Below are 11,569 nucleotides of genomic sequence, written 5' to 3' on the forward strand. Positions count from 1 at the left end.
AAAAATGCTGATGCGCTAACAAGGTAGCATGCATCAGCATTTTTTATGAATAATTTTCTTTTAGTATTTTTTCCTAAAGGCAGCCTCATAATTCTCTGTAACTTTTGGCCAATTGATCACATTGAAAAAAGAATCAATGTAATTTCTCCTGCGGTATTGATACCCTAAGTAATAGGCATGCTCCCATAAATCCAATGCTAATATTGGAGTCCCAGGAACAAGAGCATTTTTCATTAAGGGATTATCTTGGTTTTGTGTGCTTGTGACTTGCAGTTTCCCTGATTTATCAACAATTAGCCATACCCAAGCAGAACCAAATTGTTTAGTTGCTTCACTTTTAAAAGTAGTGACAAAGTTTTCATAAGAGCCAAAATCCCTGGATATCGCGCCCGCCATCGTGTCTTTTGGTTTGCCTCCGGTATTGGGAGCCATGGATTTCCAATACAAGGAGTGATTATAATATCCTCCCGCATTGTTTCTTAAATCAGCATCGTTCAAGTCTAACTTAGTTAAAATGTTTTCGATGGATTGATTTTGATATTCAGTTCCGGCAATGGCATTATTAAGATTGTTAGTATAGGTAAGGTAGTGTTTGGAATAATGCATCTCTAATGTCAAAGGAGATACCGTAGGTGCTAATGCATCATACGCATAAGGGAGCTTTTCCAGTTGAAACGAACCTTTATTTGCTTTCACATCGTCAGGAAACCCAATAGTTACTTTTTCTTGGGCAGTGGGCAGTGGAACTTCTACGACTTCAGTTAGTTTTTTGTTGTTGCAGGAAACTAAAAAGCTAATCAACAGCAAGGACGATATTAAAAAATATATTTTTCTCATTGATGGTATTATTTGTTCAATAGGGAATTAATTATTTCTATGTATTGCTCTTTTGCTTCGTCAGCTGTCAGATGACTAATTTGCATCCAAGCATTTGTTTTAAAAGCATCCCGTAAGTGATATGTTGTTGTTTGTCTTGGTTCTAAAGCGCTAAAAGTAGCCTGTTTGTAGCAGGCGTATAGACGTAGCTGAACATCCTGTGGTAATGATGCCTGAGTCATGCGGGAAGCAGATGTGACCGCTTCCTGAAACTGAGTGTCTAATTCTTTTTCAATCATTATCCTTTTGTTGCAATAATCGTTTTCCCGCCCACTGCTTTTTGATTAAGCACAACGTTGATTGGCGTCCCGATAGGTAAAAACAAATCGACTCTGGAACCGAATTTGATAAAACCAGCATCGGTACCTTGAACAACCTGCATGCCTTCTTCAGCATAATTTACGATTCTTCGGGCTAATGCTCCAGCAACTTGACGGTATAGAATGGCGCCGAATCTATCGTTTTCCAGGACTATCGTAGTTCGCTCATTTTCCTCACTTGCTTTAGGATGCCATGCGACTAAAAATTTCCCAGGATGGTATTTGCTGAATTTTACGACACCAGTAATTGGGTAACGGGTCACATGCACATTAACAGGCGACATGAATATAGAGATTTGCAAACGCTTGTCTTTATAGTATTCCCCTTCGTAAACTTCTTCTATTACAACTACTTTGCCATCGACTGGTGACAATATTTGGTTTTCTTCGATGGTGAAAGATCTCTTAGGATTTCTGAAAAATTGTAGTATGATTATTAATATCAAAAAAGCTGCAATTTGTAACAGCTTCTTTAGCCACATGGTGTCAATAAAACGGTCAGATAATAATAATACAGCTGCTGTAAAAATAATACCCAGTAAAATAGTTTTGGTTCCTTCTTTATGAAACATAATTTAAAATTTGATAAAATAAAAATACAATTGGTGCTACAAATATAACACTATCTAGTCGATCTAGCACGCCACCATGGCCCGGCATTATTTTTCCGCTGTCTTTTACCCCAGCAAAACGTTTAAATTTGGATTCTATTAAATCACCGATAGTTCCAAAAAAGCCTACTATTAAGGCTATGATAATCCAGATAAACATTTTACCATCAGCGATTTGGATGTAATATTTTGAAATTAAATAACTAGCAATAACTGAAAATACAACCCCTCCTACAAAGCCTTCTATCGTTTTCTTTGGTGATATACGTTCGAACAATTTTGTTCTCCCTATCGACTTTCCCACTATATAAGCAAAGCTATCGTTTGTCCATATCAGTATAAAGATGCTGATTAGAATTTTAGGGTTATAACCATTTATACCAAATGGAATTTTTGTCATAATAACAAATGGGAGTATAATATAGCCTATCAGGTATACGTATTTTGAAAAGGAATCAATTTTTAAGGTTTCATGTTCAAAAAGAAAATGAATGCATTTTAAAAATACAAATAGGGTGGAAACGAGCACAATCAAATCGAATGTTTTGTTGAACCTTAATTGGTAAAGTAGACCTGCTGTGGCAATCGTTATTTGATAGAATAGGATGTAAGTTGCAGCGGCAAGTATAAAAGGAATCACTTTATTAAGATGTACCAAGTTGCAAAACTCGACGGTTGCGATAAGGAGAAATACGCCAAACAGAATGAAAAAACTTTCTGTTGAAAATAGGATGGAAGCTATTAATAAAATAACATAAATAGCTCCAGAAATAGATCTCTTAAGGGTTTCATTCATTTTAAAGATCTTCTAAAAGCAACAAATAAAGATTTTTTGCGGCACTACCATATTGGGTAAAGTCTTCTTCTTTTGCTTTTTCAAAATATTTTATAGCGGTAATGTTTGTTGGGATATCTCCTTCGTACTTCTTTTTTATACCACTAAGTCCATCGCTTTTTATTGCGAGAATTTGGGATGTTGTGGCTAAAATAACAATATTAATAGGTAGTTCATTGGGTTTGTGTTGTTTTATCTGTTTTGAACAAAACAAGATAGAACCTTCTTCCGCTATCAGATTTTCGCAATTGGAAAACAGGAATTTAGGGTTTGGGGACTTATCATAACTGAGTTTGTTTTCCTCTAGTATATGGAAGAGTTTGGGTTCGTAACAGAGCACGTTACTTTCATACCAGTCGTTTTCTTGAAGAATGTTTTCGAATTGTTCTTTAACTTCTTCTAAATTCTCACAGTATAGAAATTTACCGCCGTTTTTTTTGAAATTATAGATAAATTGTTCATCGATAGACATATTGGTTGCGTCGGGAAGAAAACTGCTGTTATCTTGCTCTTTTTCGTCATCTGATGATGAAAGACTTGAACCAAAAATTTTTCTGAAAAGACTCATATATTGCTAAGCTGCTTTAAATATTAGTTTGAAATTGCTCAAAGATAAAAAAATCTTAATTCAAAAGTAGTTTTTGAATTAAGATTTTAAAAATAATTAAATTAGTCTCCTTATTTAAGATACTATTTCTTCTAGGTTTTTATCAAAGGTCCTTTTCCCGAAAATCGCTTCTAAATCATCTTTAAAGATAACTTCTTTTTCAATTAGTATATCTGCTAGTTGATTTAGTTTGTCTTTATGCTCTTCTAAGATTTCGATCGCTCTTTGGTACTGGCCTTCGATTAGTAAGGAGATTTCAGTGTCAATGATTTTTGCAGTTTCCTCAGAGTAAGGCTTGGCAAAATTATATTCGCTTTGTCCTGTTGAATCATAATAGGTAACATTTCCTATTTTATCATTCAATCCATAAACAGTTACCATAGCGCGTGCTTGTTTCGTCACTTTTTCTAAATCACTTAATGCTCCGGTTGAAATCCTGCCAAAAGTAACTTGTTCAGCAGCTCTTCCTCCCATCGTGGCGCACATTTCGTCTAACATTTGGTCAGCACGAACAATTAAACGTTCTTCGGGTAAGTACCATGCTGCCCCAAGGCTTTGCCCTCTAGGAACGATAGTTACTTTTATCAATGGTGCTGCATGCTCTAACATCCAACTTACCGTTGCGTGTCCTGCTTCATGGATAGCGATTGCTTTCTTTTCTCCAGGAGTTACAATTTTATTTTTCTTTTCTAAACCGCCAACAATTCTATCCACAGCATCAAGGAAATCTTGTTTGTCAACAGCCGTTTTGTTGTATCTGGCAGCAATTAGTGCCGCTTCATTACAAACGTTGGCTATATCGGCTCCTGAGAATCCTGGAGTTTGTTTTGCTAAAAATTCGGTGTCAAGACCTTCTACTTTTTTCAATGGTGCAAGATGTACTTTAAATATTTCAGCACGCTCACGAATATCTGGCAAGTCAACAAAGATTTGTCTGTCAAAACGACCAGCACGCATCAATGCTTTATCTAAAACGTCTGCTCTGTTTGTTGCTGCTAATACTATAACATTTGAGTTGGTACCAAAACCATCCATCTCTGTAAGTAATTGATTCAGTGTGTTTTCTCTTTCGTCATTTCCGCCTGACATATTGCTTTTCCCTCTTGCTCTACCTACAGCATCAATTTCATCGATAAAAATGATCGCAGGAGATTTTTCTTTTGCTTGTTTAAATAGGTCACGTACTCGTGATGCACCTACACCTACAAACATTTCAACAAAATCAGAACCTGACAAAGAGAAAAACGGTACTTGTGCTTCTCCTGCCACGGCCTTTGCCAATAAAGTTTTCCCCGTTCCTGGAGGCCCTACAAGTAAAGCTCCTTTTGGAATTTTGCCTCCAAGATTGGTATATTTCTCTGGGTTTTTAAGAAACTCGACAATTTCTTGTATTTCTTCTTTGGCCCCTTCAAGTCCAGCAACATCTTTAAATGTTGTTTTTACATCTGTTTTTTCATCAAAAAGTTTTGCTTTTGATTTTCCAATATTAAATATCTGTCCGCTGCCGCCTCCGCCACCACCTGACATTTTTCTCATAATAAAGATCCAAACACCAATGATAATAATTATTGGCAGTAAACTGATGAAGATATCAGACCAATTGCTTTTAGATAAGAAATTGAAATCTTGCAATTTACCTTCACTAACGGCACTTTCTAACTTGTTTTGTAATATTTGATCATTACCTATTATAAAAGTATAATGTGGACCTTTATTGGGTGCGTCAAATATATCTTTGGCAACTTTTTTGTTTTCGTTTGACTTTAAAGCATTAGCAGTAAGAAAAACTTCTGCCTCCGATTTATTATAAACAATTACTTTTTCAATTGCACCTTTATCTAAAAGCTCATTAAACCTAGATGATGTTATGCTTGATGGTTCTTGCAAACTGGAGCTGCCAGTTATGAAACTAATAAATAAAAAAATAAGCAATATAGCGGTATAAACCAGCCAAGGGCTTACTTTAAATTTATTAGGCGTAGGGTTGTTATCTTTAGCCATTCTTCTTTTTTCTTTTTTTTAGTATTTGTTTGCTATTGCAGTGATTTTAGCGTCTCCCCACAAACTCTCAATATTATAATATTCACGTATTTGTGTTTGGAAAACGTGAACTACTACGTTAACATAGTCCATAAGTACCCATTCGGCATTGTCTGTACCCTCAACATGCCAAGGCTTATCCTTTAATTCTTTTGAAACCGTTTTTTGAATGGAGTTAACAATCGCGTTAACTTGTGTATTTGAATTTCCGTTGCAAATAACAAAGTAGTCGCAAACTGAGGTGTCGATATCTCTTAAGTCGAGAATATTTATGTCATTTCCTTTTACTTCTTCGATTCCCTTGATAATGCTCGCCAGAAGGTCATCATTATTTATAGTCTTTTTTGCCATGAATTATTTTTATATAAGTTTGTAAAGTTACCATTTTTTGTCATTATTTTTGGTCCTTAACATAATATTAAATTCCGTTGAAGAAATAATTACTAATGAAACTAATCAAACTCGGTGCCATAGATTCAACAAATGAGTTTCTTAAGGGATTGTCACATAGGCAGAAACTCGATAACTTTACTGTTGTAATCGCTGAAAAGCAAACCAAAGGAAAAGGACAGATGGGATCTGTATGGGACTCTGAGGAGGGTAAGAATCTAATAGTGAGTGTTTTTATAAAGGATCCGTTGTTGCAGATAAGTCAGATTTATAATCTCAATATTGCCGTGGCTTTAGCCGTTGTTTCCGCTTTAGAAAGTTATAATATTCCTAAATTAAGCATTAAATGGCCAAACGACATAATGTCATATAATTTTAAAATAGGTGGTATTTTGATAGAAAATAGTCTGAAGGTGGACGGGGCTATTTCTTCTGTCGTGGGATTGGGACTAAATATCAATCAAACCAATTTCGGGGATTTACCTAAAGCCTCTTCATTAGCTGCGATTTGTGGTTCTCAATTTGATAAGGAGCAAATTCTCCATATGATCATTGAAAAGATGAAACAAAATATTAATTTAGTACAGCTACAACCGGAGTCTTTATGGCTAAAGTACAGCGAGAGACTATTTAAAAAAGGAATTCCGATGCCGTTCAAAGATAATACGGACAAAAAATTTATGGGTATTATTCAGGGCGTTTCTCCATACGGAAAGCTTCAGGTGCTTCTAGAGGATGATAGTGTCTTTGAATACAGCATTAAAGAAGTGCAAATGCTTTATTAACAAGCGAGCATAGATTCTTAAAGGGTCTAAAAAAGTAAAGTCTTTTAGTATAAACTAAAAGACTTTATTTGTAGGGTAAGGTAACGTTTACAGCTTAGTCATATTTGTGGCTAAGGCTTCAATAAATTTACCAATAGGTCCTTTTATCATCATTGCCATCATAGGATTGAATTCTCCCTCGAAATCAAGCTGTACAGCACTGGAATTATCGGAGATAATATCAATGTTTGCTATTAATGTGAAAGGCAGTTTGTCACTTGCAGCCCCAAGGACCACTTTGCTTGCAACTACTTTTTCTTTCATTTTTAATTTAATTTCCGGCATTCCTTTTAATCCAAAAATAAAAGCATCTTCTCCGATTACCTCAAACTTAGCAATGTTATCTGGCATTAATTTTTCATAGCTTTTTACATCGGTCAATAAATCGAATAATTCTTGAGCTGATTTTTGAACGGTAACTTTTGGACTTTCTAAGTTCATCTTTTAAATTTGTTATTTTACTTTATATCCCAAGTCGAAGGATTCACGCTCCATTCTCTCAAGGTTTGTTCTTCTTTTTCGCTAATGTAGCTTTTGGCAACAGCCAAGTTCAATAAATTTTGATAATTACTTAGCGTATATAAATCGATATTGGCGTTTTTAAAGTTTTGCTCGGCTATATCAAACCCATAAGTAAATATAGCAGCCATCCCTTTTATATTTGCACCAGCAGCACGCAAAGCTTCAACAGCCATCAAACTGCTGTTTCCCGTACTGATCAAATCTTCAACAACGACGACACTTTGTCCTTTTTGCAAGAAACCTTCTACCTGGTTTTGACGCCCGTGTTTCTTAGCTTCTGGTCGGACATATACAAAGGGTACTCCTAAACTTTCGGCAACGAGAATACCAATTCCTATTGCTCCAGTGGCTACTCCGGCAATAACATCTGGTTTTCCAAATTTGTTCTCAATATGTTTAGAAAATGCATCTCGAACATAATTTCTTATAGGTGGAAATGAGAGTATTAGCCTGTTATCACAGTAAATAGGTGATTTCCATCCAGAAGCCCATGTAAAAGGATTTCCTGGATTCAATTTAATTGCATTTATTTGCAAAAGCAGTTCGGCTGTTTTTTCGGCAGTATCTTTATTAAAAATCATATTACAAATGTATAAAGTTTTTGTTAACGACAAACCACTTTTTTTGACAAATAAAATTTCAAAAGAAACAGATTTCCAATTGTTCTTGCTGGAAAGCATAGACATTGAGCAACTTATCGTAAAAATATTTCAAAATAAAATTCACAAAGCATACCTCTATCATCCCGATGAAAAGGAAATTATGAAGACTTTGAAGGCTAAAATTCCTGTTTGTAAAGCAGGAGGTGGCTTTGTCTATAATAAAAAGGGAGAGATTTTATTTATTTTCAGGAATGGAAAATGGGATTTACCTAAGGGTGGAATCGAAAAAGGAGAGGAAATTGAAGACACCGCAATGCGTGAAGTGGAAGAAGAAACGGGAGTAAATCAATTGCGGGTTACAAAAAAACTCCAAAAGACCTATCATATTTTTAAACGCAACGGGAAATACAAGCTTAAAATCACGCATTGGTTTGAAATGCAATCTGATTTTGAGGGCACGCCAAAAGGGCAATTAGAGGAAGGTATCGAAAAAGTAGTGTGGTTTAAGCCCGAAGAAATCCCGGAAGCTTTAAAAAATTCATATGAAAACATCAAATTATTGTTTGAAATAAAAAAACTCCAGGAAGTAGGTAGTTTTTTTATTCTATAACAAACGGTAGATTGGATATTGCAAATGCGCTTTTTCATAGTAGACGGAGTGTTTGTAAACCCAGTCTAATTGCACTTCAGGGCTTTTAGCAAAAATGGGGTCCGCTTTCTTTTTCTGTTCCAATTCCTCTGTAAGTTTCGGGTTGTCTTGTAATAGCTGGGCTGCAGTATCTTCAAATACATAGGGAGAATAGCCTTCTTTCTGCTGTAACATCGTATCGAAGAAATTCCAATTGAAAAAAGAATCGATTCCTTCAGGTTCTAAAGTTTCCAAAAGATACTTAACGCCTTTTTGTCTCGTTTCGATAACATAATCCCCTTTGGAGAAAGCTAGCCTTTCCATTTTAGACACCAGTTTAGTTTCTCTATGAATATAGTGGCCTTCATAAGGTGCACTTGAGGTCTTGTAATCCGCAATTTTATAGCTTTCGACTTCTATTAGAGTATCTTTTTCTAACCGCCTAAATGCGATTTTGTTGCTTTTTAATAAATCCATAATATTCCAAAACGCTTTTGGAATAATATACGCTGTAGGGATGGTAATTTCTTTGACGGATTTGTATTCTTTAAGATAGCGAATGTCTTTTTTATAGGGTCTAGACCGGTCATAAAAGAGGCGATTACCAGTAGTAGCATCACTTTTTTTATGCCCTGCTTCAAAACCCAGAAATGAAAATTGGGAGACTTTAGCGGTGTCAATTTCCCATTTGATGGGATAGGAATTGTTAGGCGCATATTGTTTTTCGTTTTGTAGCCGCATTTTTTTGATTTTCTGGTGATTTGCGTCCATAAAATTAATTGTGGAACGCATGTACTCGTAGGTTACTTTTACCCGATCTTCATATTTTTTCAGCATGTGTGTTTCAACAACAAAACCGATAGTATTAAATAGGGAGGTGTAGCCTGTCGAATATCGAGGACTGTCGAAGAATTGCATAAAGCCATTGTCCGGGGTTTCGCTAAAAGCATTTACATAAGGAGTAGTTTCAATATTTTTTTTCTGTAAATCAAGCACGATTGACGGCATCATCTCCGCATCTAGATAGCGACCTAAAACAGTTCCTAATTGGTTCTGTTGTGTCATGATATAGGTTAATTTATATTGATAGTCAGCTCCATTACTAACGTGATTGTCTATAAAAACATCGGGATTGAGTTTGTGAAAGAGTGCCGCAAAACTTTTAGTGTTTCGCGTATCCGACTTAATAAAATCCCGATTCAAGTCATAATTCCTACCGTTACCTCTGAAACCATATATTTCTGGTCCGTCCTGATTCGCTCTTGTCGTCGAATTTCTATTCAATGCACCTCCGATATTATAAACCGGAATGGTCGATACAATCGTATTCTTTGGAATCTTTATGTTGCCGAGAGCTAAATCTCTAAATAACTGCATCGTGGCATCAATCCCATCGGGTTCTCCCGCATGAATCCCATTATTTATCAATAGGATGGCCTTATTGTTTTTAATTTCGTCAAGGTTAAAAGATTTTTCAGGATTAAAAATCACAAGATGTAAGGGTTCGCCACTATCAGTAGCGCCCATTTCTAGCATTTTTATGGAGGAAAAATCGCTAGCTAGTAAGGTATAATAAGCGATGGTTTCCTGGTAAGTCGCTGATTGATTTCCGTTTCCTTTTTCAAAAAAAGTGGCGTATTTAATATCTTTTTGAGCGAAATTTGCCACAGAAAATAGTAGGAACGCAACAGTAAAGAATCTCATAGGTGGTTTTTTTATGGTATAAGCCAAATGTAATATTTTTTTTTGGCCAATTTTTACGATACTATTTATAAAAATGCAGTCTGAACACTAAAAAGAGGGTACTGACGACTTTTTTTAAGTACTTTTGCGAAATGAATAAGAGACACCATTCCAACAATATACTTTTGAATTTAGGCATCGAAAACCTAAATGAAATGCAGGAAGCAGCGCAAGAAACCATTTTAAATGATAATAATGTTTTGTTGCTTTCGCCAACAGGGTCAGGTAAAACTTTGGCTTTTTTATTACCTATATTAGAAATGCTACAACCTGAAATTCTTTCGGTTCAATGTTTAATTCTGGTTCCTTCAAGAGAACTAGGCCTGCAAATTGAGCAAGTTTGGAAAAAAATGGGTACAGATTATAAAGTAAATGTATGTTACGGCGGGCACGCGATAGACACTGAAATTAAGAATTTAAGCAATCCGCCAGCGGTTTTAATAGGAACCCCGGGACGTATTGCTGATCATATTGATAGAGGTACTTTTAGAACAGATAAAATTCAAACATTGATTTTGGATGAATTCGACAAGTCACTGCAATTGGGTTTCCATGAGCAAATGTCATTTATCATTGGGAAATTAACCAAATTGAATAAACGTGTTTTAGTTTCGGCGACCTCAGATATTGAGATCCCGAGATACACGCGAGTAGTAAATCCCACGATTTTGGACTTTATTCCAGAAAATGAGGAAGAAACTAATCTTTCCACAAAATTGGTTATTTCCAAGGAAAAGGATAAAATTGGAAGTTTGTTTAATCTTATTTGTTCGTTGAAATCGCAATCGGCAATTGTTTTTTGCAACCACAGAGATGCTGCAGAGCGTATCAGCGACACTTTAAACGAAAAAGGAATTTATTCTACCTACTATCACGGAGGAATGGATCAAGATGAGAGAGAGCGCGCTTTAATCCAGTTTAGAAACGGAAGTGTGAGTTATTTGATCACTACTGATTTAGCAGCCCGTGGTCTTGATATTCCTGAAATGAATCACGTTATCCACTATCATTTGCCTTCAAAAGAGGATGAGTTCACGCATAGAAACGGTAGAACAGCACGGATGTTATCTACAGGAACCGCCTATGTTATTGCGCATGAGAGTGAGAAAAAAATGGAGTATATCAACTACGGAATGGAAGTTTTTAAATTAGAAAGTGCTTCATTGCCTAAACCTCCGGAGTTTCAAACGATCTACATCAGCGGTGGGAAGAAAAATAAATTGAATAAAATTGATATCGTAGGGTTCTTTTCTCAGAAGGGAAAATTGGAAAAAGGCGACTTAGGATTGATTGAGGTAAAAGATTTCATTTCTTTTGCGGCAGTAAAATTCAATAAAGTAAAAGAATTGCTTCATAATATTCAGGATGAAAAAATGAAAGGCAAGAAGTTTAAAATCGAAGTAGCTAGAAAAGTGATTAAGAAGGAAGAGGAATCTTAGAGCATTGATCTGTCGCAGTGAGCAGTATTCGGTTTTAAGAAAGTGATCAGTCATCAGTTTTTAGTATTCAGTTATTAATTGCGCTGAAATGAAAATAGTTACTTGAATTGATCGAAAAAGTATAAAAAANAA

At 35.6% G+C, this 11,569-nt stretch carries 13 protein-coding genes; 3 read left to right on the top strand and 10 right to left on the bottom strand.

Features of this window, described 5'->3' with window-relative positions:
- Positions 1–60: 60 nt before the first annotated feature.
- From A3SG_RS0115520 to rsfS, 7 genes are all read right to left on the bottom strand, one after another.
- Entirely contained in the window at positions 61–837 is a 777-nt protein-coding gene (locus A3SG_RS0115520; protein WP_029596850.1) for a superoxide dismutase, read from the bottom strand.
- A gap of 8 nt (positions 838–845) precedes the next feature.
- The gene (locus tag A3SG_RS0115525) at positions 846–1,115 is read right to left on the bottom strand and encodes an acyl-CoA-binding protein (protein ID WP_016990923.1); all 270 of its coding nucleotides are present in this window, start codon (positions 1,113–1,115) and stop codon (positions 846–848) included.
- Positions 1,115–1,768: a phosphatidylserine decarboxylase family protein gene (locus tag A3SG_RS0115530; RefSeq protein WP_016990924.1), complete on the bottom strand. Its 654-nt coding sequence runs from the start codon at positions 1,766–1,768 to the stop codon at positions 1,115–1,117. Before A3SG_RS0115530 ends, A3SG_RS0115525 begins: the two co-directional genes overlap by 1 nt.
- Positions 1,758–2,603, bottom strand: coding sequence for a phosphatidate cytidylyltransferase (locus tag A3SG_RS0115535; RefSeq protein ID WP_016990925.1), 846 nt, complete (start codon positions 2,601–2,603; stop codon positions 1,758–1,760). The genes A3SG_RS0115530 and A3SG_RS0115535 overlap by 11 nt, the downstream gene beginning before the upstream one ends.
- A gap of 1 nt (position 2,604) precedes the next feature.
- Positions 2,605–3,210 carry a lactate utilization protein B/C gene (locus tag A3SG_RS0115540; RefSeq protein ID WP_016990926.1) on the bottom strand — a complete coding sequence of 202 codons (606 nt, stop codon included), beginning with the start codon at positions 3,208–3,210 and terminating at the stop codon, positions 2,605–2,607.
- Positions 3,211–3,324: 114 nt separating this feature from the next.
- Positions 3,325–5,250 carry an ATP-dependent zinc metalloprotease FtsH gene (ftsH, locus tag A3SG_RS0115545; protein ID WP_016990927.1) on the bottom strand — a complete coding sequence of 642 codons (1,926 nt, stop codon included), beginning with the start codon at positions 5,248–5,250 and terminating at the stop codon, positions 3,325–3,327.
- Between the two features lie 18 nt (positions 5,251–5,268).
- Positions 5,269–5,640: a ribosome silencing factor gene (gene rsfS / locus A3SG_RS0115550; protein WP_016990928.1), complete on the bottom strand. Its 372-nt coding sequence runs from the start codon at positions 5,638–5,640 to the stop codon at positions 5,269–5,271.
- A gap of 95 nt (positions 5,641–5,735) precedes the next feature.
- Here rsfS and A3SG_RS0115555 point away from each other — a divergent pair, with 95 nt between their 5' ends.
- The gene (locus tag A3SG_RS0115555) at positions 5,736–6,464 is read left to right on the top strand and encodes a biotin--[acetyl-CoA-carboxylase] ligase (protein ID WP_016990929.1); all 729 of its coding nucleotides are present in this window, start codon (positions 5,736–5,738) and stop codon (positions 6,462–6,464) included.
- An 87-nt stretch (positions 6,465–6,551) separates the two neighbouring features.
- On the opposite strand, the gene A3SG_RS0115560 is transcribed toward A3SG_RS0115555, so the two are convergent.
- Positions 6,552–6,944: an orotate phosphoribosyltransferase gene (locus tag A3SG_RS0115560; protein WP_016990930.1), complete on the bottom strand. Its 393-nt coding sequence runs from the start codon at positions 6,942–6,944 to the stop codon at positions 6,552–6,554.
- A gap of 17 nt (positions 6,945–6,961) precedes the next feature.
- Positions 6,962–7,606 (bottom strand): orotate phosphoribosyltransferase, encoded by a 645-nt coding sequence (gene pyrE / locus A3SG_RS0115565; RefSeq protein WP_016990931.1) that lies wholly within the window; start codon positions 7,604–7,606, stop codon positions 6,962–6,964.
- A gap of 7 nt (positions 7,607–7,613) precedes the next feature.
- Between pyrE and A3SG_RS0115570 the strand changes: the two genes are divergently transcribed.
- Complete coding sequence (locus A3SG_RS0115570; RefSeq protein WP_016990932.1) at positions 7,614–8,237, top strand: NUDIX hydrolase; 624 nt, start codon at positions 7,614–7,616, stop codon at positions 8,235–8,237.
- Here the strand turns inward: A3SG_RS0115570 and A3SG_RS0115575 are convergent.
- On the bottom strand, positions 8,232–9,959 hold the full coding sequence (locus tag A3SG_RS0115575) for a M14 family metallopeptidase (protein ID WP_016990933.1): 1,728 nt from the start codon (positions 9,957–9,959) through the stop codon (positions 8,232–8,234). The genes A3SG_RS0115570 and A3SG_RS0115575 overlap by 6 nt on opposite strands.
- A 131-nt stretch (positions 9,960–10,090) precedes the next feature.
- On the opposite strand from A3SG_RS0115575, the gene A3SG_RS0115580 reads away from it, so the two are divergent.
- Complete coding sequence (locus A3SG_RS0115580; RefSeq protein WP_016990934.1) at positions 10,091–11,437, top strand: DEAD/DEAH box helicase; 1,347 nt, start codon at positions 10,091–10,093, stop codon at positions 11,435–11,437.
- Positions 11,438–11,569: the final 132 nt, after the last annotated feature.

Origin of the sequence: Flavobacterium sp. ACAM 123, assembly GCF_000264055.1 — a bacterium.
GTDB lineage: Bacteria > Bacteroidota > Bacteroidia > Flavobacteriales > Flavobacteriaceae > Flavobacterium.